Origin of the sequence: Pseudoalteromonas lipolytica (assembly GCF_003515105.1) — a bacterium.
Classification (GTDB): domain Bacteria; phylum Pseudomonadota; class Gammaproteobacteria; order Enterobacterales; family Alteromonadaceae; genus Pseudoalteromonas; species Pseudoalteromonas lipolytica.
Window position 1 is genome coordinate 3,445,138 of the sequence record NZ_CP032090.1, and the last position, 23,088, is coordinate 3,468,225.

At 42.3% G+C, this 23,088-nt stretch carries 25 protein-coding genes; 5 read left to right on the plus strand and 20 right to left on the minus strand.

Annotated elements, in window-relative coordinates:
* Window positions 1-216: 216 nt before the first annotated feature.
* The 4 genes from D0907_RS15445 to bioH form a co-directional block, all read right to left on the minus strand.
* The gene (locus D0907_RS15445; protein ID WP_065979407.1) at window positions 217-948 is read right to left on the minus strand and encodes an outer membrane beta-barrel protein; all 732 of its coding nucleotides are present in this window, start codon (window positions 946-948) and stop codon (window positions 217-219) included.
* 106 nt (window positions 949-1,054) lie between these two features.
* Window positions 1,055-1,915, minus strand: a complete 861-nt coding sequence (locus tag D0907_RS15450) for a putative metalloprotease CJM1_0395 family protein (protein WP_118844721.1) — start codon at window positions 1,913-1,915, stop codon at window positions 1,055-1,057.
* Window positions 1,916-1,920: 5 nt separating this feature from the next.
* The gene (locus tag D0907_RS15455; RefSeq protein WP_036973397.1) at window positions 1,921-2,229 is read right to left on the minus strand and encodes a hypothetical protein; all 309 of its coding nucleotides are present in this window, start codon (window positions 2,227-2,229) and stop codon (window positions 1,921-1,923) included.
* A gap of 100 nt (window positions 2,230-2,329) precedes the next feature.
* Complete coding sequence (gene bioH, locus D0907_RS15460; protein ID WP_118844722.1) at window positions 2,330-3,067, minus strand: pimeloyl-ACP methyl ester esterase BioH; 738 nt, start codon at window positions 3,065-3,067, stop codon at window positions 2,330-2,332.
* A gap of 58 nt (window positions 3,068-3,125) precedes the next feature.
* Here bioH and D0907_RS15465 point away from each other — a divergent pair, with 58 nt between their 5' ends.
* Window positions 3,126-3,827, plus strand: a complete 702-nt coding sequence (locus D0907_RS15465; RefSeq protein ID WP_074989201.1) for a ComF family protein — start codon at window positions 3,126-3,128, stop codon at window positions 3,825-3,827.
* Here the strand turns inward: D0907_RS15465 and D0907_RS15470 are convergent.
* Window positions 3,824-6,373, minus strand: coding sequence for a M14 metallopeptidase family protein (locus D0907_RS15470; RefSeq protein WP_065979410.1), 2,550 nt, complete (start codon window positions 6,371-6,373; stop codon window positions 3,824-3,826). The two genes, D0907_RS15465 and D0907_RS15470, sit on opposite strands and share 4 nt — an antisense overlap.
* Before the next feature lie 144 nt (window positions 6,374-6,517).
* Between D0907_RS15470 and nfuA the strand changes: the two genes are divergently transcribed.
* On the plus strand, window positions 6,518-7,093 hold the full coding sequence (gene nfuA / locus D0907_RS15475) for a Fe-S biogenesis protein NfuA (protein ID WP_036973401.1): 576 nt from the start codon (window positions 6,518-6,520) through the stop codon (window positions 7,091-7,093).
* A gap of 12 nt (window positions 7,094-7,105) precedes the next feature.
* Window positions 7,106-7,375, plus strand: a complete 270-nt coding sequence (locus D0907_RS15480; protein WP_118844723.1) for a hypothetical protein — start codon at window positions 7,106-7,108, stop codon at window positions 7,373-7,375.
* 4 nt (window positions 7,376-7,379) lie between these two features.
* On the opposite strand, the gene dinF is transcribed toward D0907_RS15480, so the two are convergent.
* The gene (gene dinF, locus D0907_RS15485) at window positions 7,380-8,651 is read right to left on the minus strand and encodes an MATE family efflux transporter DinF (protein WP_231387291.1); all 1,272 of its coding nucleotides are present in this window, start codon (window positions 8,649-8,651) and stop codon (window positions 7,380-7,382) included.
* 39 nt (window positions 8,652-8,690) lie between these two features.
* Between dinF and D0907_RS15490 the strand changes: the two genes are divergently transcribed.
* Window positions 8,691-9,722, plus strand: coding sequence for a polysaccharide deacetylase family protein (locus tag D0907_RS15490; RefSeq protein ID WP_036973405.1), 1,032 nt, complete (start codon window positions 8,691-8,693; stop codon window positions 9,720-9,722).
* On the opposite strand, the gene D0907_RS15495 is transcribed toward D0907_RS15490, so the two are convergent.
* From D0907_RS15495 to D0907_RS15555, 13 genes are all read right to left on the minus strand, one after another.
* Window positions 9,712-10,743, minus strand: a complete 1,032-nt coding sequence (locus D0907_RS15495; RefSeq protein ID WP_118844725.1) for a protein-glutamate methylesterase/protein-glutamine glutaminase — start codon at window positions 10,741-10,743, stop codon at window positions 9,712-9,714. The genes D0907_RS15490 and D0907_RS15495 overlap by 11 nt on opposite strands.
* Before the next feature lie 8 nt (window positions 10,744-10,751).
* On the minus strand, window positions 10,752-11,369 hold the full coding sequence (gene cheD / locus D0907_RS15500; RefSeq protein ID WP_036973407.1) for a chemoreceptor glutamine deamidase CheD: 618 nt from the start codon (window positions 11,367-11,369) through the stop codon (window positions 10,752-10,754).
* Window positions 11,353-12,183 (minus strand): CheR family methyltransferase, encoded by an 831-nt coding sequence (locus D0907_RS15505; RefSeq protein WP_036973409.1) that lies wholly within the window; start codon window positions 12,181-12,183, stop codon window positions 11,353-11,355. The genes cheD and D0907_RS15505 overlap by 17 nt, the downstream gene beginning before the upstream one ends.
* A 258-nt stretch (window positions 12,184-12,441) precedes the next feature.
* Entirely contained in the window at window positions 12,442-14,769 is a 2,328-nt protein-coding gene (locus D0907_RS15510) for a methyl-accepting chemotaxis protein (protein WP_065979414.1), read from the minus strand.
* Window positions 14,770-14,798: 29 nt separating this feature from the next.
* Window positions 14,799-15,284 (minus strand): chemotaxis protein CheW, encoded by a 486-nt coding sequence (locus D0907_RS15515; protein ID WP_065979415.1) that lies wholly within the window; start codon window positions 15,282-15,284, stop codon window positions 14,799-14,801.
* The gene (locus D0907_RS15520) at window positions 15,281-17,359 is read right to left on the minus strand and encodes a chemotaxis protein CheA (RefSeq protein WP_118844726.1); all 2,079 of its coding nucleotides are present in this window, start codon (window positions 17,357-17,359) and stop codon (window positions 15,281-15,283) included. Before D0907_RS15520 ends, D0907_RS15515 begins: the two co-directional genes overlap by 4 nt.
* 15 nt (window positions 17,360-17,374) lie before the next feature.
* Window positions 17,375-17,737, minus strand: coding sequence for a response regulator (locus tag D0907_RS15525; RefSeq protein WP_036973415.1), 363 nt, complete (start codon window positions 17,735-17,737; stop codon window positions 17,375-17,377).
* A gap of 9 nt (window positions 17,738-17,746) precedes the next feature.
* Window positions 17,747-18,019: an STAS domain-containing protein gene (locus tag D0907_RS15530; protein WP_036973417.1), complete on the minus strand. Its 273-nt coding sequence runs from the start codon at window positions 18,017-18,019 to the stop codon at window positions 17,747-17,749.
* A gap of 172 nt (window positions 18,020-18,191) precedes the next feature.
* Window positions 18,192-18,806, minus strand: a complete 615-nt coding sequence (locus D0907_RS15535) for an SCO family protein (protein WP_118844727.1) — start codon at window positions 18,804-18,806, stop codon at window positions 18,192-18,194.
* On the minus strand, window positions 18,803-19,711 hold the full coding sequence (gene cyoE / locus D0907_RS15540) for a heme o synthase (protein ID WP_036973419.1): 909 nt from the start codon (window positions 19,709-19,711) through the stop codon (window positions 18,803-18,805). The genes D0907_RS15535 and cyoE overlap by 4 nt, the downstream gene beginning before the upstream one ends.
* Window positions 19,712-19,720: 9 nt before the next feature.
* Complete coding sequence (locus tag D0907_RS15545) at window positions 19,721-20,710, minus strand: COX15/CtaA family protein (protein ID WP_118844728.1); 990 nt, start codon at window positions 20,708-20,710, stop codon at window positions 19,721-19,723.
* 21 nt (window positions 20,711-20,731) lie between these two features.
* Complete coding sequence (locus tag D0907_RS15550) at window positions 20,732-21,226, minus strand: transmembrane cytochrome oxidase associated protein (protein ID WP_118844729.1); 495 nt, start codon at window positions 21,224-21,226, stop codon at window positions 20,732-20,734.
* Window positions 21,216-21,956 (minus strand): SURF1 family protein, encoded by a 741-nt coding sequence (locus D0907_RS15555; RefSeq protein WP_036973424.1) that lies wholly within the window; start codon window positions 21,954-21,956, stop codon window positions 21,216-21,218. Before D0907_RS15555 ends, D0907_RS15550 begins: the two co-directional genes overlap by 11 nt.
* A gap of 14 nt (window positions 21,957-21,970) precedes the next feature.
* Here D0907_RS15555 and D0907_RS15560 point away from each other — a divergent pair, with 14 nt between their 5' ends.
* On the plus strand, window positions 21,971-22,282 hold the full coding sequence (locus D0907_RS15560; protein WP_074989191.1) for a DUF2909 domain-containing protein: 312 nt from the start codon (window positions 21,971-21,973) through the stop codon (window positions 22,280-22,282).
* Here the strand turns inward: D0907_RS15560 and D0907_RS15565 are convergent.
* Window positions 22,182-23,057 carry a cytochrome c oxidase subunit 3 gene (locus tag D0907_RS15565; protein ID WP_036973425.1) on the minus strand — a complete coding sequence of 292 codons (876 nt, stop codon included), beginning with the start codon at window positions 23,055-23,057 and terminating at the stop codon, window positions 22,182-22,184. The two genes, D0907_RS15560 and D0907_RS15565, sit on opposite strands and share 101 nt — an antisense overlap.
* Between the last annotated feature and the right edge of the window lie 31 nt (window positions 23,058-23,088).

Sequence of the window (23,088 nt, forward strand, 5' to 3'; positions counted from 1 at the left end):
AGCAGACAGACATATACAGGCGGCGTTATGAAGGGTCAAACTGTGAGGTATACATTTCAGACACAAAATTAACACCATGTAAACATAAGAGTGCTGATATATAAAGCGTTGCGGATTATTTATACAAAATGTAGCTTTTTGTAGAAAACACTATTGCAGGAACAGAAATAATATATAAAAAGAAGCTAGCGAAAGGTTCGCTAGCTTGCTAATTAACTAAAAATTATAACGAATTGAGAAGGTAAGATCTGAATAGTCGTTTACATCTCGATACGCTGCGGTCACTAACCAATCAGCTGTAATCGCATAATTTGCACCGACATGAAGCACGGTATTATTTTCGCTTTCTTCATCATGCAGACGCTCGTAACCGATACCCGCATTTAGCTCTATTGAATCGGTTAATAAGTGCCTAATTTGTGCATTTACAGATAAAATATCAGCTGTATCTGAATCAGAATATCTCTCAGAGTTGGTATCGAGTACTTGTTCTTGATAAGTGATATCTTGCTTGTACAGTACGTCACCTTCAAATTTTAGCTGGCCCAGCTTCGCTGAATAATCAATTTTAGTCACATCAGACAGAGAGTAAATATAGCCTAAAGCTAACTCATAACGCGTGATATCTAACTCTGTACGATAAAGATATTCGGTCTGCCCCGTACCGACTGGGTTGTTGTTCATATCATAAACAGTCACATTGTCGTAGATATCTAACTCTGTAAAGTCATCAGATACTTTTGAGTAGTGGCCTTGCACATACCAGTTTTGTGCAAATTGTTTACTGACGTTGATACCATAGCCCGTGAGAGAAAGATCATCAGCATCATCAATTTTCATTTTCTGATAGCCAGCATCAACATAATCATAGCTAAGAGGTGTGGTGTTTTGTGCCATAACAGCTGTTGATACAAGTGAAAGTGCACCGATAAGTACAGCATATTTCATGTTAAATCATCCTTATTTAAAATCGTGGACAATCTAACAGAGCTAATTTTTTACCACAATAGGAACAACCCTATTTATAGTAAGTGATGTGTAAGAAAATATGAGGTTAAATAACCGCAGAAAATTGGTTTTGAGCCGCAGCAGAGGTTGCCGCTTGATAGAAATTAGCAATTCGTTGAGCGCGTTGATCTACTTCCACGTCACGCTTTGCTGTTTTAGTCTCCGATGCACTCACTTGCGAACTATCATCATTAGCAAATTCACGGTTAATTCTAAATGACGCTTGCCCATTTTGCTGCTTATCGTCATCAGACTGAGTCGCTAACTCAGCTTGAGCCGCCGCAAGTTTTTGCGTTGCATCTGCCGCTATAGCACGGTCAGCACCTGAGGGTTCTTGTGGAGCAAGCGCTGCTGCTCGTACAGTTTGCATTTTTTCAATGGTGGCTTTTGGATCCCCCTCGATTTGTGCAACATCGATTTGAACCTCTCCACCAACAGCGTAATTAGTACCATCGGGACCGCGCTGATACTCATAACTTGGCGCACCCGCATATTGCCCACCGACAGATGCATGTGCTTGCTCGTGAATGCGCACTTCAGTATCACGGGCTTTTAATTCCTTTATTTGTTCCGCATCTTGCTGCTCTTGTTCAGCAACTTGTTGCTCTTTTTTTTGTTCTTGCTTTGTTTCTTGTTGCTCTTGTTCCGATTGCTCAGAATCGCCTTGTTGGCGTTCTTGAACTACGGTGTTGTCATCAAGACGGCCTTTCGCATCATAAGTGCCAGCGTCAGTGCCTGGTTGTCTGGCTTTTTCGCCATCGTTTAAAGTTTTATTTTCAGCGTTACTGGGTTTGGTTGCCGTAGGTGCGGGGATTACCTCGCGCAACTGGTTATCACGGCGCGCACTTTCTGTATGCACATTCGCAGTGTTTAAGTTAATGGCCGGATAAGGAGTAACGATGTTCATGATATTTATACTTTAATATCGATTAAAGTGCCCAGTACCTCATCCGCGGTTTGAATGCTATTGATATTCGCCTTGGCATTAAACTCTTCTACTTTTAAGTTGACCAACGACTCATCAATACGCGCGGGTTGTGATACTGGAGGCGTGACTGCTTCATCGGGGCGAGCGGCTTGTAATTGGCGCTGCTGCGCAAGCTGAGCATCATCTTGTTGATCTATTGAGGCACGGCTAATCTCTGCGCTTGCCTTTTCAATACCTTGGCTAGCACGGTTATAACCTTCTACCGCATTATTAAAAACAGAACCGATTGCCATGATGGTCTCCAACAGTGAGATCTAACCGTAATTATCGCTCACAAAACGAACAAAATAAAGTATAATCCCGCTATTTTTATGGCCTCAAGCTAGGTTTTGTTTAACACACTGATTTAAGAGCTGTTATAAATGCCTCTTTGTGAGAAATAAACGGGGCATGGGATGCTTTATCAATTACCTCGTAGTCAAAATTAGGCTGCAGCGCCTGCATTTTCTTAAGAGCACGATAAGGCACTAACGCATCTAAGCGACCAAAAATGCCGACTATAGGCACCGTTAACTGTGCAAACATAGCGCGTAAATCATCGTGCTGTAGTATATCGAGTCCTGCACTTAGCGCCTGCTCTTTGGGAGCGGGGTATTCATTCAATAATAATTTTAGCTGTTTTATATCATCACGAGCAGACTCACTGCCCATAGCTTGAATAGCGAGAAAGCGTTCTATGGTTTTTTCTCTATGGCTCACTAACTGATCTTTAAACGCATTCAGGACGTCCGGCTTAATACCAGGCCAATCATCGTGCTGGGCAAAAAATGGGGTTGATGCTACCAGCACAACTTTGGCCACTTTGTCAGGCCAGTGCGCAGCAATATACAAAGCAAACAGCCCTCCCAGTGACCAGCCGACAAGTATTGATCCTTCATTTAATTCGCTACTGAGCTGCTCTGCCGCAGCATGCAAAGTGTAAGGTGTTGGTATTGACTGTGCGTTACCAAACCCAGGTAAATCTAAGCAGCGAACTGCGCCATCATGAAAAAACGTAAGTTCAGGCATAATGACTTGCCACACACCTTGATTCATTCCCCAGCCATGTAACAACACCATTTCATTTTGCATATTTATAAACTCTCAACCACACTTAGCGCTCATAATAGCGTTTAAAGGAATGAATGCAATGGCGGGCTTAATTCAGGCGTTTAAAGTCGCTTTAGATGCGCTGTTCCCAAATTTTTGTTTGGGTTGCAGGGGCCACATTGAAAGTAATCAGTCACTCTGCCCACACTGTATGGATGACCTTGCACTTTTTGACTTAGCACGTCATCCAAACCTTTTACATCGCCCCGATATTTGTGACGCTTTTCCTGACTGTCATTTTGATCATCTCATTGCCTGTGCGTGGTATCAAGCACCCTATAAACAATGGCTCATACAGTTAAAATTTAACAATCAACAGCATTATAAAGTGGCTTTACAGCAAATCATAACCAAACAGCTGCAACATGCCCTTGCAGCAAACACACACTGGCCTGATGTATTTATCATAATGCCGTTACATAAAAGGCGTTTTTTATCGCGTGGCTATAACCAAGTAAGCCAAACGTGGTTACCGGTTCTAGAGGGCTTACAGCAAGACGTTATTACGCCTCTTCATAAACAAAAAGCCACCCAGCCACAATCAAAACTAAGTAAAACAAAACGGGTAAAGAATGTAAAAAATGCGTTTGTATGTCAGCAAGATCTGACAGGGAAATCGGTGGCTATTGTTGATGATGTGATGACCTCTGGTGCTACATTAAACGCAGCAACAGAGGCATTAAAACAGGCAGGGGCCAAACAAGTATGGGCAATCCTTACATGTTTGACTCCCCTTAATTAGTCACCCGATGCACTAAATGCATGACCAAAGAACAATGCATTACTTAGTAATCGGCTTGTTCCATACCAGTAACCACGAAAAACGGGATTATCAGTCATACCAATCACACTGCCTTTTCCGTAAGAGTGCGCAATTAAACCTGCAGCACCGGCTACCTGCTCCACATTGACATCATCGGTAAAGCCTGCAAGTAATGGCGTGTCTGTATAAGTAAGTACATTAACAAATGGTGCCTCCGATTTTTCAAGTAACCAAGTGCTATTTTTAAATACAGGTAAGGTATTGCGCTCAAGCGAGAACGTCAGTGGATGCGATAAGTCAACGTGAGTATTAAAGATGGCACCAGCAATGCGTTGGCGCCCTGCTAAGTCATCTTTATCGGCATAAGTAAGGCCTTTTGTATCAAATGCACTTGCAACATCACGGCGTGACAAATAATTCGCTTTTAATAGTTGCTGATCCGCTAAGAATTTTGCACCGCCTTTATGGCCCCAGATTACCCCGCCTTTACGAACCCACGCTTTTATTGCAATTTTAGTCGCATCATCAAGGCGATTATAATTACCATGCGCAAGCACAATATGGCTGTACTTATCGAGGTTAATATTATCTAAACGCTCCATTTCAATAATACTCGGGGCAATATCAACAAAGCGATCAAGGTAATACCACACTTCGCCTAACTCATACTGGCTGGTTCCTTCGCCACCAATAAGCAGTACCTTAGGTGCTTTAACAACAGCCATAGAACGAGACCCTAAATCAGCCCCTTTCACTGTTAAACCAGAGCTGATGGGAACAATTTCAATACCGAAATCTGTTTGTGCTTGGTTTAAATAACGCACCCAATTAGGGTCTGTTTGAATACCGGCTGGTAATAAAATACTGCCTGGCTCAAAAGCAACCTCACCTGCGGGTGTTTTTGCTGTAAGTGAACTAAGCGCAACACGCGCTTGAACACCTTGCTTAAGTAAGTTATTTAACATTTTAGGAGCAAGGTAGTCATCCCACTTAAATGCATAAGCATAGCTTTGTGGTAACGCAGCGAAGCTTGATTTAACCGTTTTCTGCCACGGCATTTTTGCAATGTTTAAGCCCCAATTGCTGCTCACTTTGGCAAACTCTAAATTAAATGCATGGGCCAATGTCCAGCCCGAAACATCATAAAAAGTATTGTCAACAAAGCGTTGTTGCTCGCTAAAAATCGCTTTTACTAAACGAAATTGTGGCTGTGCTAATGGCACGTAGTAGCTTTTTTCAGAAAAGCTCTGACCATTCACTTTTAAGGGCTCTTCAAGCAAATACGCATTGATTTGGTGTTGCTTTAACACGTCTAAAAAATACGCCATACGGCTATTATCAGCGCCGCCTTTTACCACATAGCCTTTAAAATCTTCATCGCCAGCAAGATCCGTAGCTTTAGTGTAAAACTCAGCTTGATAGTCTAGTAAGTCTTGGCGATTATCAATCGCTGCTTGGAATGTAGATAAGCTCGTTAACAGTTGATTTTTAATAGTAAATGGAAAACTCAACGGGCCGTTAATTGTTTCTTGTAAGTGCCCACGAGAACTGGCTTGTTCAAATAAAATACCCACGCCACCATTTACATCTGGGTAGGTTGACCCCTTGCCATAGTAAAAATCGTCAAAGCTTTCTTCAGTAAAATACAGCGCATTATGCTCATCAAGCGTCTTTGCATGATAATTTGCAATTGCTTTCGTTAATGTCACATTTTCTTCTGGTGTAATTGGGTGTTTACGCGTTGGTATTCCCGGTTGAAAGAAGAATGTGCTATTTGGGCCCATTTCATGAAAGTCAGTTAAAATATTAGGCTTCCAGTGATGGAACTGGGCAATACGCGCACGTGATTCAGGGTGTTGTAGTAACAACCAGTCACGATTTAAATCAAAAAGATAATGGTTAGTACGACTGCTCGGCCAGCTTTCACGGTGCTCACGTGTTTCAGGGTCCGATGATAAGTTCATGCCTCGATTGCTATTTGCCCAATTCGCAAAACGCGCTAAGCCATCAGGATTCAAAGAGGGGTCTAATAAAATAACGGTGTTGTTTAATAAGGTGTCAATTTCAGGCCCTTGTGCCGCAGCAAGATAATAAGCAACTAATAGCGATGCGTTGCTACCTGAAGACTCATTGCCATGCACACTGTAACCCATCCACACAACCGCAGGTTGCTTGCTTGAGTCAGTATTTCCACCGCTTAAGCGAGCTAAATGTGCTTTACGAATTTGCTCTACTTGGCCTAATTTATCTGGCGCAGTAATCGTTAACATGACCAAGGGTCGCTGCTCGTGCGTCCGGCCAATTACTTCAATGTTAATACGCTCACTTTTGTCTGCCAATATTTGCATATACTGAACAAGTTGATCATGGCGTACATGCCACTCGCCCACTTCGTAGCCTAAAACCTCTTGCGGGGTTGGAATAAGCGGATCAAATTTCACATCTTCTTCAAAATAATAGGAAAGTGGTTTTGCTAATGCTGAAAAACTCACTAGCATGGTTAATATTGTTATTATTAAACGCATAGATAGCACCTGTTATTGTTTGATGTTTTCACGCTACCATTCGATAAAATAGATGCAACTTTTTACGCTCAACACTGGCGACAACACGATGAGCGGAGTATGATAGGCAGTATCCGAGTAATTTAGTCAAGTATAGTTCGTTTTATGATTTCTATTTCTGAATCTGCACAATCTCATTTTGCTAAACTTTTAGCAGACCAAGCTGAACAAACTAACATTCGTGTGTTTGTTGTAAACCCAGGTACTTCGCAAGCTGAGTGTGGTGTTTCTTACTGCCCTGAAGACGCAGTTGAAGCAAGCGACATTCGTTTACCATTTAATGGTTTTGATGCCATTGTTGATGCAGAAAGTGCTCCTTTCTTACAAGAAGCTGAAATCGATTTTGTGACTGACAAAATGGGTACTCAGCTAACGCTTAAAGCACCGAATGCAAAAGCACGTAAGCTGACCGACGATGCGACGCTTCAAGAACGTGTTCAACATATGCTTGAAACCGAAGTTAACCCGCAACTTGCTAACCACGGTGGCCAAGTAAGCCTTGTGGAAATTACAGCCGATGGTATTGCAGTACTGCAATTTGGTGGTGGCTGTAATGGTTGTTCAATGATCGATGTGACGTTAAAAGAAGGCATCGAAAAAGAAATGATCGCTAAATTTGATGAGATCACAGGGGTGAGAGATATTACTGATCACAACCCGGGTGAGCACTCATACTACTAATTAGCGCTTAAGATGCTTAAGCAGTGGGTTTTTCGCTTAGGTAGCGACCCCAAATTAAGCCTAAAACGCTTTCTTCGCGGCTTAGCACTGTTTGTGCTAGCCGTGATATTCATTGCTATCGGCTATTATGGACCCGCAATTTTCCAGCTTGTGGGGCTTGTCATTTTAGCTGTTGCATTGTTTTTTGCATTTTGGGGCTACTTAGGTATTTTTGCGAACCGTTTCGCACAAGTGCTTAAGCGTACATCCCCTAAAGATGATGATCTTGACCTGTGGAAATAACCACTCAAATTAACAACTGTTGTTGCTTAACCATTGCGCGATAACGTAGCCATAACGTAACGCCACGCAATAACATAAAGCTTGTCATAGCGAACCATAATCCATGATTTTGCCAGTCGCTTACCAACCAAAATAACCCAAAGAAACCAAATGTCGCGCTTATTAGCATGGTATTTCGCATGTCTTTTGCGCGTGTTAAACCAACAAATACACCATCGAATAAAAAGCACCCCATGGCCGCAATGGGCAATATAATGACCCAAGGTAAGTAGTGTGTAGCCAGACTGACAACCTCAGGCACATCGGTTAAAAGGCGAATAATAGCGCCACCAAACACTAAAAAAATCAGGCTATAAAAGAGCGCAAAGAGTCCTCCCCAGAACAAGCTTAAATTCACCCAAAGTTTGATCTGTTCAACACTCTGCTCCCCTTTGGCTTTGCCTACTTTTGCTTCGCTCGCATAAGCAATACCATCTAAAGCAAAACTCACCAACATCAGAAAGTTCAGCAATACGGCATTAGCTGCTAATGTTGTTTCACCGATTCTAGCGCCATAAAAAGTCATAAAGCTAAAGCACAATTGCAGTGCCAGTGAACGAATGAAAATATCGCGGTTTAAATTAAGCAGCTCGCCTATTTTAGCTACGCTTAACCATGCTTTAACGGCCAAATTAATACCTTGCTTTTTAGCAAGTTGTAACACCAGAAAAACAGCAAAACCGAATGCGATATAATCGGCAATAAGCGAGGCCCAAGCCGCGCCCGCCACTCCCCAATTAAGAAAAACCACAAAGTAAATATCGAGCACAATATTTGTGATATTGGTAATTAATAATAAATAAAATGGACCTCGTCCATAATGTACACCGAGCATCCACCCTAATAGCACCAAATTACAAAGGGCCGCTGGCGCACTAAAAATACGAACAGAAAAATAGCTATACGCCTGTTCTAAAACAGCTTGATTGGCATTTGACAAGTAAGCCATTAAGGATTGAATTGGTGTGCTGAGCGCGATTAATAACAACGCAACCCCAGTTGCAAGCAACAAACTACGCTTTAACAGTTCACCTAGCAAAGTAAGGTCATTTTTACCATAAGCTTGTGCCACCAGCCCCGTCGTACTCATTCTTAAAAAGCCTGCCAGCCAAAATAGTAACGAAATAACCGTAGAGCCTAATGCTATCCCCGCCAAGTAGTGAGCACTTCCTAAGTGACCAATCACGGCAGTATCAACTAATCCTAACAGTGGGACAGTAATATTTGATAAGATCATTGGACCGGCTAATAACAGCAAACTTTTATGGTGTGCCTTATGACGTTTAAGAAAATGTTTCATGTAATTTTTGCAGTCCTGTTAGGTTTATCAATGCGTGCCCACGGCGCCGTTATTTTACAGTATCATCATGTGAGTGAAACCCTTCCTGCGGTCACCAGTGTCAGCAGTGAAACATTTATAAAACACATGCAGTATTTAAAAGATCATCACTTTACTGTAGTGCCATTAAATGAGCTAATTAGTTCACTGCAATCTGGCAAAGAATTAACCGATAAAACCGTCGCAATTACCTTTGACGATGGTTATAAAAACAATTATGAACAAGCCGCGCCAATTCTTGAGAAGTTCGGCTACCCCTACACTATTTTTGTTAATCCAAAACTGATTGATGAAGGTAAAAGCTATGTCATGACATGGCAGCAATTAAAAGCGCTTTCTAAAAAAGGGGCACTTATTAGTAATCACACCCAAGCGCATAATTACATGCATTTAAAGCAACAGGGTGAAACTGACGCACAATGGCAAGCACGGACTAAAAACGACATTCTCGCAGCACAAAAGCGTATCAAAGAAGAGATTGGTCATGACTATAAATACGTAGCCTATCCCTATGGCGAATTTAATAATTCACTTCAAGCACTGGTTAAGTCAATTGGCTTTGTTGGTATTGGTCAACACTCAGGTGCGGTGGGTATTCATTCTGACTTTACCCGTTTACCACGCTTCCCTGCATCAGGCTTTTACTCCAAACTTGATACATTATCGACAAAATTAGCGTCACAGGCTTTCACTATCAAAGCGTTAAATTACTCAGACAGTGTTACTAACGAGAATCCACCTAGCTTAAGCATTCAATTTGATATGCAAGACTTTCATAAAAGCCAATTTGCGTGCTATGTCTCGGGGATTGGTCAAGCAGACTTAAATTGGACAAGCAAAGACACGGTGCAAATTATCTCGCCAGCTAAATTGAAAAGTGGCCGTTCACGTTTTAATTGTACGGCCCCTTCGATTGAGAAAAAAGGCAGCTATTATTGGTTTTCACAACCTTGGGTGATCACACCTTAACGGCCTGCTTAAGCATTTGCGCGGTAATTTTATCAAGACGCACAATTTCATGAGCCGCATCCAGTTCGATAGCGGCTTTTGGCATGCCCCACACCACTGACGATAACTCGTCTTGTGCAATTGTATAAGCCCCCGCTTGTTTTAATGCCAGTAACCCTTTCGCGCCATCACTCCCCATGCCTGTGAGTAACGCAGCAATCGTGGCTTTTGGACACGCAACCAATAACGAATTAAACAATACATCCACTGCAGGTCGATGGCGATTAACTAATTCAGATGTATCGAGTTGGCAATACAAAGCAGAACCTTGTTTTACAATACTTAAATGTTGATCGCCCGGTGCAATGTAAGCCCAACCGGGGCGTAATTTATCACCGTGCTCTGCCTCTTTGACATTAATTTTACAGGTACGATCCATACGCATAGCAAACGAAGTGCTAAATACTGGCGGAATGTGCTGCGTAATGACAATAGGTGGACATTGCTCAGGCATACGCACCAAAACCTCTTTAATTGCCTCGGTGCCACCTGTCGAAGCACCAATCGCCAGCACACTATTTGCTTTAAATTGTAAGGTTGATAAGGCGCTATCGGCTTCTAGGCTCTGCTCCTTGAATGTGCGAACCCGAGCACCAGCCGCTGTACGTATTTTTTGATGTAATAAATGCGCATACCGTTGCAAACTTTGAGACACGTTAGCGGTCGGTTTTGCTATAAAATCAACCGCTCCCGTTTCAAGCGCTTCGAGGGTAATGGGCGATCCCTTTTGTGTTAATGTTGATATCATTACCACCGGCATAGGCCGTAGACGCATTAAGTTTTTAAGAAAACTTAAACCATCCATTTTGGGCATTTCAATATCAAGCGTTAACACGTCAGGGTTGAGGCGTTTTATTTGTTCTCTCGCTTCGTAGGGGTCTTCTGCAGACCCCACAACGTGAATATCATCTGCTTGCTCAAGAATCTCTTTAAGCAATCCGCGTATCAAAGGAGAATCATCAACAATAAGGACTTTGATCATATGCTCTCCTAAAATAGCTCAATATCCGTTTTTGCATCTTGTTGCTCAATTTCGTGTAAGTATTTAACTTCACGTTCTTCAAGTTTATCTGTATGTAGTTCACGTAGCTTTTTCACCTGTGCTTTTCCCGTTTGCGGATCAAAGATGATCTTACGAGGCCAAGGTCCACCTACATCGTGAGATACTAAATCTAAACCCTCTTCAAGTACATAAGCATTTGCAAAACGAATATTACCCACCCCGATATCTGTCATTGAGCGAATAATTTTACCCCCGCCGAATAACTTTACTTTTAAGTTTCGTTTTGAGGCTCCATTTTTCAGAATTTCATTGATCAAGTACTCCATAGCCCAGTTGCCATAACGGCAATTAAGGCTATGCGCATTGGCGGGATCAACGCCTTTTTCAATCGGTAACATAAAGTGATTCATGCCACCAATGCCTAACCCATCATCGTAGATACACGCTGCAATACAAGACCCTAACACCGTGGTGATGAGTTCATCCGATTTTGAAACATAGAATTCACCCGGCAATACTTTCGCTATCACCTTTTGCCTGCGGTTATCCCAAAAGCGTTTTACATGCTCAAACCCTGGTAAAACTGCTTTATAATGAGTGTTCATAGACCACCTTTTGGTAGATCGTTTGGCCTAAATTCTTAAATTCTCTGTGATCTTTACCGAGTGTCTCTGAGTGCCCCAAAAATAAATGGCCTGAGTTACTAAGTAACTCATAATAGCGTCGAAAGAGTGTATCTTTGGTCGACTTATCAAAGTAAATCACCACATTGCGACAAAAAATCACATCAAAAGGACCTTTCATTGGCCAACTTTGCAGTAAGTTTAAGCGTTTAAAAAAAATGTTTTTTTGTAGCGCTGGTTTCACTTTATAAAGCTGTCCATCGTGGCTTTTTAGAAACCAACGTTTAAGCTGACTGTCTTCTAAGCCATTTACATTCGCAGCCGTGTAAGTGCCTGCTTGTGCTTTCGCAAGCACATTAGAGTCAAGATCGGTGGCCAGTATTTTCACATCCCAATCTTTTGGAAATAAATCACTTAGGGTCATTGCAATTGTGTAAGGCTCTTCACCTGTAGAGCACCCAGCCGACCAAACACGTACTCGCTTGCTCTTCGCATTAGAAACGAGCAGCTTAGGTACAATGGTATTTTTTAGGTAACTAAAGTGATGAGGCTCACGAAAGAAAGAGGTTAAGTTGGTGGTAATTGCATTTATAAACTCGCTAAACTCATGCTCTTTATGCTCTTCTAAGTAATCTAAGTACTCTTTAAAGCTTTTAAGCTTATGAAGCCGTATACGCCTTGCTAGGCGTGAATACACCATTTCTCGTTTATGTTCAGCAAGCACAATACCGCAAGCATCATATACCTGTGACGAAATGTTTTTGAAATCACTGTCTGTCAGTAAAAACTCTTTCATGTCTGGACCCACTAGCCTCAAAGAGTGCGCGCATTATAGTCAAACCATTAACTTAAGTGGTTAATCAGTCCCGCGGGTAAAAACAGCGAGACGATCATAAGCGTGTTAAGCATGATTGCACCGATACGTAAGGTAACCCACTGCAGGTAAGCGGTTACTCATGATCCCCTTACTTTGGTCACCTTGCCGTGTCTTTTTGCTCAATAAGCTTTGTTAGTTCACACCATTGACATTCACTATGGTGAAACGGCAAGCGTATTAAAACTCTTCCCACTCATCGCCTGGGTCAACAAAGTTATTTCCTTTGGGAGCTGAGCGCCCAGACGGGCTCGATTGTTTAATCGGTGACGCTGTCACTCTGCTTGTGATGTCTGTTTCCTCTTGATTCGATAGCGAGAAGAAGTTAAGCAAGCGGCGCATATCATTGGCTTGTTCTGCCATTGATTCACCTGCTGCAGATGCCTGCTCAACAAGCGCCGCATTTTGCTGTGTCATTTCATCCATTTGTGCAATGGCTTTATTTACTTGCTCAATACCTGAGCTTTGCTCTTCCGATGCCTGCGCAATATCCGAAATCATGGCCGTTACGCGTTGTACCGCTGTGACAATTTCTTGTAACGTTGAACCTGATTCATTCACCAATAATGTGCCATCTTCAACTTTGCCGACACTGTCGCGAATAAGCTCTTTAATTTCTTTTGCCGCAGCAGCTGAGCGCTGTGCAAGATTACGCACTTCACCCGCAACAACCGCAAAGCCACGCCCTTGTTCACCAGCACGTGCAGCCTCTACCGCGGCATTTAATGCAAGTAGATTAGTTTGGAAGGCAATTTCATCAATTACACTGATGATATCTGCTATCTTCTTACTCGATTCATTAATAGCCGACATACTCGTTACGGCACGGTTGACAACCTCGCCTCCTTTTTGTGCCTTGCTACGAGTCTCTTCGGCAAGCTCGTTAACCTCTTTTGCATTATCGGCATTTTGACGAACTGTACTGGTCATCTCTTCCATACTTGATGCTGTTTCTTCAAGCGAAGATGCCTGCTCTTCAGTACGTTGACTTAAGTCTGCATTGCCTTGCGAGATTTCTTCTGCACCACTGGCCACCAATGTCGCTGATGTATTTATGCGGTTAATAACCTCCGTTAACTTATCAGCCGTGGCATTCGCATCGCGTTTTAATTTATCAAATGAACCTTGGTACTCTTGTTCAATACGCTTAGATAAATCACCATTAGCCATAGCATCAAGCATATTAGCAGTGTCTTTTACGGCATCATCTACAATACCCACTAAGCTATTTAGGCCCTGTGCTAAACGTAAGAAGAAGCCTGTTTTACCCGCAATTTCAACTCGTGCCTCTAAATCACCTTTACCTGCAGCGGTTACCAGACCAGCGATTTCTTTCTCGATAGCAACTTCTGCGGTTCTATCTTCCCACTCAACAACCGTTCCAATTCGTTCGTTTTCAGGGGTAAAAATAGGGTTAGCTACCAAACCAAAAGTACGTCCACCTACTTGAATCTCAGTGCTGTAGGTATCACTCAGTTTTGATAATAAATTACGTTGATGTGCAGGGTTTTTATGGAACACATCAATATTCTGACCGAGTAAATTACTGCTGTTAAAGTTAGGCAGGTCTTTTCGAAGATCGCTCTCTGCCACTTTCATCATATTGAGCACCGCTTCGTTCATATAGATGATGTCGTTATTCGCATCGGCAATCATGGTGTTAGTGCCTACGCGGTCAAGCGCGCGACGTACCCGTAGATTCTCTTCAGCTTCACGCTTTTCGGCTTCTGCTTTATTGACACTGTCAGTGATATCTTGCCATTCAACAATTGTCCCTAAACGCTTACCCGACGAATTAACCCAAGGGGTTGCAATCAAGCTAAAAATAAGACCCGCTAAGCGCAGTGTCGTTTTATAGGGTTCAGATAAATTCTTTAGTAATTCACGTTGATGTGAAGGATGCTTATGAAAATCATCAACACAGGTGCCAATTAAATTTTCAACAGAAAAGCTAGGCAGCACTGTTTTCAATGCGGCTTCACGTGCTTTGAGCATTTGCTTCACTTGCTCATTTACAAACACTATTTCTAAATCATTGTTAGCCATCATCACATTTGCTTGGCATACACGCAGTGCATTTGACAGGTCAGCATCACGTTTAGATTGTTTTTCAAGCTCCTTCTGTGCAGTGATATCGCTGGCGAATTTAATCACTTTGACTACGCTACCATTGCTATCAATAATTGGGTTATAGGTTGCTTGGATCCAAATTTCTTTGCCGTTTTTACCGAACCGTTTAAATTCATCCGAAATAAATTCACCGCTGCGCAAGCGCTGCCAAAACTGTTGGTATTCGGGACTTTGTGCATCTTCTTCTGCAATAAACATTGAATGATGTTGACCCTGAACTTCTTCTAGCCGATAGCCCATGGCATTTAAAAAATTTGCATTGGCAGTAATGATCGACCCAGACGGTTGAAACTCAATCACTGCAAGCGATTTATTTAATGCTGCAACAACCAAATCATTATTTGACTCAACATTTTTAGGACTGCTAAACCATCCCATACCCTTCACCTTCTTGTTAATCTACCCAATTAAATGTCCATTGTTTTTTGTAGGTCGAGTAACGCGACCATTTTTTCACCCACATTTACTAACCCCGCAACGTACTGTGCGTTATCTGAGTCAGATAGATGTGGCACTGCTTTTGCCTCATGCTCAGCAATGCTATAGACATCCGAAACAGCATCAACAACGATGCCCATAATTTTACTTGCGTTCTCTAACTCTACTTTCAGTACAATCACCACTGTGAGTGGCCCATACTCAATAGCCGGAATACCAAATCGCAACCGCAAATCAACAATAGGCACTATCGTGCCACGTAAGTTGATCACCCCCTTGACGAAATCGGGTGAGTTTGGAATAACCGTTATTTCTTCCCAACTGCGTATTTCTTGCACAGTTAAAATATCTACACCGTACTCTTCTTCAGCCATAAAGAAGGTTAGAAACTGTTTAACATCTTGGTCTTGCTCAATATTCAGCTTATTATGTAGGTCATCGTGTGCTGCAATCATGACGCCTCCAAGTTAGCTTTTGACTCTATTATTAGCTCTTGACTGCCGGGCTTTCTAAGCCCTGATAACTTAATTAAGCCACTAATATCAACAATCAGTGAAACGCGGCCATCCCCTAAGATTGTTGCCCCTGAGACGCCATCGACCTTTTGATAATTCGCCTCTAAGCTCTTAATAACAACCTGTTGCTGGGATAATAAGTCATCAACCAATAAACCAATTTTTTGGTTATCACTTTCCACCACCACCAGTAAGGTTTTATCCAGTGTTTCAATCGCACCTTGATGATTAAAAATACTGTATAGACGTAAAATCGGGATGTATTCATCGCGTAGCCGCAACACATCCAAATCTTTTCCAACTCGACTGACCTTCGTGATATCGATTTGCAACGATTCAATAATCGAAATAAGTGGAATAATGTAGGTATGCTCAGCCACACGAACAAGTTGACCATCTAATATAGCCAGCGTGAGTGGTAAGCGAATGGTGAACGTTGAACCAACACCTGGGGCAGACGACACTTCAACGGAACCACTCAAGGCTTCAATATTTCGTCTAACCACATCCATACCAACACCGCGACCCGACAAGTCGCTCACTTGGTCAGCCGTTGAAAAGCCGGGTAAGAAAATTAGTTCGTTAACTTCATTATCAGATAGATCGTCTGCTTCTGATATCAAGCCATTTTTAATGGCTTTTTCGCGTATTTTGGTGGTATTGAGGCCTTGTCCGTCATCCATAATTTCAATGACAATATTACCACCTTGATGAAAGGCATTAAGCGTCACGGTACCAACCGGATTTTTACCGGCAGCAACACGTTTATCGACCGTTTCAAGGCCATGATCAAGCGAGTTTCTAACCAAATGCACCATCGGGTCAGAAATCTTCTCCATCACCGTTTTATCTAACTCAGTTTGCTCACCAAGTAGTTTCAGTTCGACTTGTTTGTCTAGTTTTTGCGAAATATCGCGGACTAAACGAGGAAAACGACTGAACACAAAACTAATAGGCAACATTCTGATACGCATAACACTTTCTTGTAAATCGCGGGTGTTATGTGCAAGTTGAGCAAGCCCCTCTTGCAACGATGCAATCGTGGCTTCAGTAATTTCTTGCTCACCTAATTGAGTCAGCATAGCTTGCGTAATGACTAACTCACCAACCATGTTGATTAAGGAGTCAACTTTATCAATACCAACACGGATTGAGGTGGATTCGGTGTTGGTTGTTGTTGATTTTACAGCAGGGACTTTCTTTACTTCGGCATCGGGCTTGGTGGCTGCTTTTTCATTTTTGTTGTCAGTCTCGACCTGCGTTGATGGCGCCGCGCTCACAGCGACTTCATCACCAAATAAACCGCCGCATAAGGTAATCGTAATATCGGCGTCATCCTCAACCCATTCGAAAATTTCTTCGATACAACTCTGGTCTTTTTCTGTGGTTAAGAAAAAACGCCACGACAAAAAGCAATCTTCGGGGGCGAGGTCGGTAACATCAGGAACAGCATCTTGAAACGCTTGAGTTTCTAAGTCACCTAACTCAGCTAATTCACTGATCATATACAGCGGTTCATTGCCGGTTTTAAATAGGTGATGATGTGGTTTAAAATCGATTTGGAAAGTATTAATACTGTTTTCGCTGAGTGGCTCCTGCACAGGCTCTGCCACTTTACTTGCCGCACGCATACCGAGTATTTCTTCGAATTTGATTCGCAGTTCATCCGCTTCGGTTAAGTCGGGTTGCTGTTCTGCTTGCAATGCTCTAAGTAAAGCTCGTAAACAATCCACTGATTTTAGTAATAAGTTTACATGTTCGGCCGTTAAATCTCGTGAACCTTCCCGAATTTGGTCTAACAGCGTTTCTAAAACATGGGTAAAATCAGCAACAGAATTAAAGCCAAATGTACCACTGCCCCCTTTAATAGAATGCGCGGCGCGAAAAATAGTGTTGATTGTTTCTGAGTCTTCTTCGCCCGGAACTAAGTTTAATAACTCAGCCTCCATAGCATCCAGTCCTTCAAAGCTTTCTTCGAAAAACACTTCATAAAATTGGCTTAGATCTATACTCATGCCCCGCTCCTATTGTTAGCGAATCACTTTTTTTAAAACCGCTAACAATTGCTCAGGATTAAATGGTTTAACAATCCATCCCGTTGCCCCCGCTGCTTTTCCTTCGGATTTTTTATCAAGGCCAGACTCGGTCGTTAGCATCAATAAAGGGGTAAATTTATAGTTTGGTAAACTACGTAATTCACGTATGAGCGTAATACCATCCATCACTGGCATATTCACATCGGATATAACGGCATCGAAACCTTGCTGTTTAGCTATGTTCAACGCCTCACTGCCATCTTTTGCTTCCGTGACTTCAAAGCCTGCTTTTTTTAGCGTAAAACCTACCATTTGTCGCATAGATGCAGAGTCATCAACAGCTAAAATTCTTTTCATAAAAACCTCTTAATTGGTATTCTCAAGTACAAGATAATGACTTAAGCCCAAACTATTTATTGCCTCTTGCAACGGCTTGCTTTCGCCTACCCAAATAATTTTGTGTTGGACTGAAAGCAAATGCTTTTGTAATGAACATAACAGCTGAATTGAGGCCGTATCGGCACGAGTCACCTCACTAATATCAAGGCAAATATCATCGTTTGCTGACAACTCTTGCAACAAATCTTGATGTAGTGATTCGACTTGAGTGATGGCTAATTCAGTAGGAAGCTTCAACATTACTGGCACTTTCCCTGCTTAAAACAATTCATAACAAAAGCTTAGACCGAGTTATTAAAATTGCCATTAATTGAATTAAAAAATTGTAAAATTTTTTAGTAGCTTACATGTTGAAATCAAAAAAGGGAGCAATCGCTCCCTCGAAAATAATCACACTTGTCTATACAGATACTTAGTGATAATAATCTGCAATTTTTTTAAACTCTTCTGTTAACGTACTGGCGTTAATAAGCGGAACATTGCCCTGTTTAAACTCGGGCTTGAAAATTGCGCGTACCGCGCCATCGGGGTCAACCATCACGACTGACGCACTGTGATCAACAGCATATTCTTGCTCATCACTGTCATTAATCGCGTAAATGAGCCCTAAATCTCTAACAAAGGGAAAGAGCTGTTTATGAGGGCCTGATACGGCTAAAAAATCAGGGTTAAAATAATCAATATAGGCTTTGCGTTTTGCGGTGGTATCTCGTTTTGGATCAACCGCTACAAACCACACTTGTACCGTGTAATCTTGGCTCAGCTGCTGTTGCACACTGGTCAATTTAGCCAACGTCATTGGGCAAATATCAGGGCAACTTGTGTAACCTAAAAAGACTAAATTCCAATGACCTTTGAAGCGACTATTATCGGCGGCGTCGCCATGCTGATCAATCAATGTAAATGACTTAACAGGCTTGGCTTGCTGATACACCAGCGCATCCACATCGGGAGGTGATTTTTCGGGGCTACAGCCCGTTAAAAAAAACACCACTCCCAAACAAAGTGCCACTAAAAAACGCGTCATAAAAGCAACCATTTATCAATAAATAAGGCGATAAAGAGTAGCATTAAATGCACAATTGAAAAACGAAATAAGTCCATCGCGGTATCATCTTTCCCACCCAGTTTTAGCTTTAATGCTTTATAAACGAAAATGGCATTTAACGCACTTGCCGCCATTAAGTATATGCCCCCTGACATACCAATTAAATAAGGTAATACACACACCAATGCCAGTAAAACAGAGTAAGCAACCACACATGTTTTGCAAAATTCGATACCATGGGTAACGGGTAACATCGGAATTTTTGCTCGCTCATAGTCACTTTTACGCGCAATCGCTAACGCCCAGAAGTGAGGCGGAGTCCAGGTAAAAATAATCATAACAAGTAGCCAAGGCGCTGCCGCCATATGACCCGTTTCAGACACCCACCCTAATAAGGGTGGCATAGCACCGGCCAGCCCCCCTATAACAATATTTTGCGGTGTGGCACGCTTTAAAAAAGAAGTGTAAATAAATGCATAACCCACTAACGCAAAAAGTGTCAGTATCGCCGTTAAGGTGTTTGCCCAAATGATCAACATCATAAAGCCTGCAGTACCAATAGCAGCTGCAAAACTTAAAGCATGTTGCTTGCTCAAACGCCCCTTAGCGACAGGACGGTGGCGAGTACGCGCCATCTTGCTATCAATTTCACTATCAACAACATGATTAATCACCGCAGCAGCGGCTGAGAGTAAACCTATACCCAACAAACTTGCCAATTGAACAAAAAGACCTCGCCCCATATCAGGAGCAAGTGCTAAACCAACCCATGCGGTGAGAACAAGCATCGCAACGACTTTAAATTTGCTAATCGCAAGATAGTCTTTTAACAACGCATGACCATGAGAAAATATTGATTTTTCAGTACGTAATGTTAAGGCCATTATCGCCTCCTAAGTTCTTGCTTTTAAGTGGAAACATAGTCTAACCATTGTTAATAACAACATGGCTGCCATTAAGTTATGAGCAAGCGCTACGCTTAAAGGGAAATGCCAATGAACAACCGCAAGGCCTAAACAGATTTGACACAGTAAGGCTATTAACACGGTGACCGTGCAATGCTTTATTTTTCGAGAATAAGAGTGCGAATAGATACGCCACATAATGAGTGCCAATACAACACAGGTAACAAGGGCCCAAATACGGTGTAATAAGTGAATAGACATACGTGCCTGCTGCGATAAAACACCATACTCATAAGTACTGTGTTCAAGTGGCAGTTGAAAAACGCTCTTTAACGAGAAAGGTTGAGCATAACTGCACAATGGCAACCCATTGCAGTGCGGTGCCGCATAATTAGCCGCAAGCCACCCTCCTAAGGCAATCTGAAGTATCAAAACGACTAAGCCAATCAAGGCTAATCGGTAATATGGCCGAGCTCCCGCATCCCCACCCACAATGGGTTTTGTGGTTAGCCTCAAGTACAACAAGAACACTAAAGACAAAATACTGAACCCCCCAAGCAAATGCCCCATCACCACTAAAGGTTGTAAGTTCATGGTAACGGTCCACATACCTAGCGCGGCTTGAAATACCACTAATAAAAGGAGCAGTAACGTTAACTTAACTGGGGTAGTTGGGTATTGGCGTTTTAACCAAGCCAAAGCAAACAAAGCCAAAATAAATAACCCAAGCGCACCGGCAAAATAACGATGGATCATTTCTTTCCACGCTTTTGCCGCTTCAAACATCATATCTGGGTAGTTTTGTTCAACATGTAGTAATGCTGTTTCGTGCTTTGGCACCGTTAAAAACCCATAGCAACCGGGCCAGTCCGGGCAGCCTAAACCTGCATCACTGAGCCGTGTATAAGCCCCCAGTCCAACGACTAACACCGACATAAAACACGTAATTAAGACTAAATATTTATAATTTTTATACATCTTTTGCATCCTTACTGAGCTTTAACTTGAACGCGCATAATTAAGTAGTTTTTTTAGATCTTTCAGTAACCCTTTTTGAATTAATCTGTTTTGTTCTGGCTCATCAGTGTAAGGATAGTGCAGTACCACCAAGCCCATATGATCGACCAAATATAAATCTCCCGCTTTAAGCGCTGAGTTTTCATCTAATTGTCGCCAACTAGTGGCTATATCTTGCTGATTTGTAAGAACGGCAACATCAACCTTTTGCTGATTCTTACCCAAGGCAATATGAAGGTTGTCTAAGCTAGCTAACTGGGCTTCACAAACCGAGTAACAGCTTTTTGGGTAGTTAAGCGCAATCGTCCATGGTTTCGGATCGCCCTGCTGCCAATTTGCAAGCTTTACTTCTGTTTCTAACAGCTCCCCGTAATTACTTGAACCGCTGGGCAGCCAATCAAGTTTCAATGCTGTATACGCTAACGCCAGTGGCACAAAGCAACATAGAGCAAATAAACTAAGTGGATTAACTTTCATTACGTCTCCTTCTCATCGCAAAATAAGCTATAACAACACAGGCCGCACCAATGAGCAGCCACTGCACAGCGTAGGCATAATGCTTGTCTGGCCCCATCACCACACTTTCGTAATGAGGAGTCGCTATGTCATCAGCTGCAAGGCGGTAGGCTAAAAACGGTTGCAGAGGTTGCGCTAGTTGACGACTAAAAATGTCTAAATCAATTGCTTGAATACGCTTAGGCCAGCCAGCTTCAGCGCCAATTTCATCTGCTAGCGTAAAGCCTTGCAGCTGACCTTGTTTGAGTTGCACTGTGGTAGATATGTGTGAAGGTTGAGGCCAATTTACGGTGGGGAGTTGACTACGATCAACCGGTGCCTTCAACCAGCCGAAATTAACAATGACAGGCGCTATATCATCATTAATTTTTACAGCAGCAAGTAGGTCGTATCCTACTTGTCCTTGGTAAATCTGATTATCTAACAGCCAATAACGCTGCGTATTGATGAGCCCATTCAAAGTCAGCTTTAAACCTGTTTTATCAACCTGATTAGGTAATAATTGAAATGCCTGCCAGTCCATTACACCTTGCTGTTCTGACTGCTCAAGCTGGCTTAATTGCTGTTGTTTTTGCTCACCACGTTGATACTGCCACACACTCAGCCGTAAACACACCAGCACCGCAAGTGACACAACGCAAATTGCAATAATTGAGCTAAGCTTTTGTTTACGCCTTAAAATCAACTGCATCTAGGAAACCTAAAATGATAAAAATCATCATTACACTGTTATTGTTATATATCGTGTTTAATCTGTTTCGGGCGCTATTTGTGATGATGTCTACTAAGCAACACTCGCGACCTATGTCTCACTATTTAGGTCGACGAGTGTTTTTCTCTGCCATGGTACTGATCATCATTATTGCGGCATTAAAACTGGGCTTTATTCACACTAACCCATCGCCAATTCATAACGCTACAGCACGTACACAAATACAAATAAACACAACCACACCACATCAACAAAGTGCCAGTACCAAGCCGCAGCTTGAAAGGCAAAATGCTTTTCACTGGTAAAGTGACCTTTAAAAATTCGCAGCAGTACCACAAATAAAATAATCGTCCCTAAGGTCACATGCATGCCGTGAAAGCCGGTCAGCAAAAAGAAGGTATTGCCATACACTCCCGCATCAAGGGTTAGACCCAAGTCTTGGTATGCATGCATATACTCATAAACTTGCAGAGCCAAAAACACCACACCAAGCAACACAGTGAGTGATAAGAACGTTTTGAGTGCCCCCCGCTTATTGTTTTCTATGGCAACATGCGCAAAGTGGATAGTGACCGATGAAGTTAATAGAATAAGGGTATTAATCAGCGGTAAGCCTTGCCAACCCATTGCTTGTGTTGTCTCTCCCGCAGGGGTTGTCAACAATGGCCATACGGCCTCAAATGAAGGCCAAAGTACCTCGTTGGTCATGGCATTATTCCCCGCACCACCTAACCAAGGTACCGAGATCATGCGGGCGTAAAATAATGCCCCAAAGAACGCCATAAAAAACATCACTTCAGAAAAAATAAACCAACTCATACCTTGTCTGAATGAGCGATCCATTTGTGCTGAATATAACCCTTTGTGCGACTCTTCAATCACGTTTTTAAACCAACTAAAAACCATATATATGAGGATCGCAATACCAAGATATAAGACGAACTGACCACTGTTTCCTTCGCCGTTTACTTGCATTACAGTGAGGCCTGCGCCTACTGCAATTAAAAACATTGCGACAGCCCCAACAATTGGCCAAGGACTCTCGGCTGGCACATAATATTTTTCGTAATTTTGATTCATTTTGTTTGCTCCTAATTAGCAATTAGCTTGG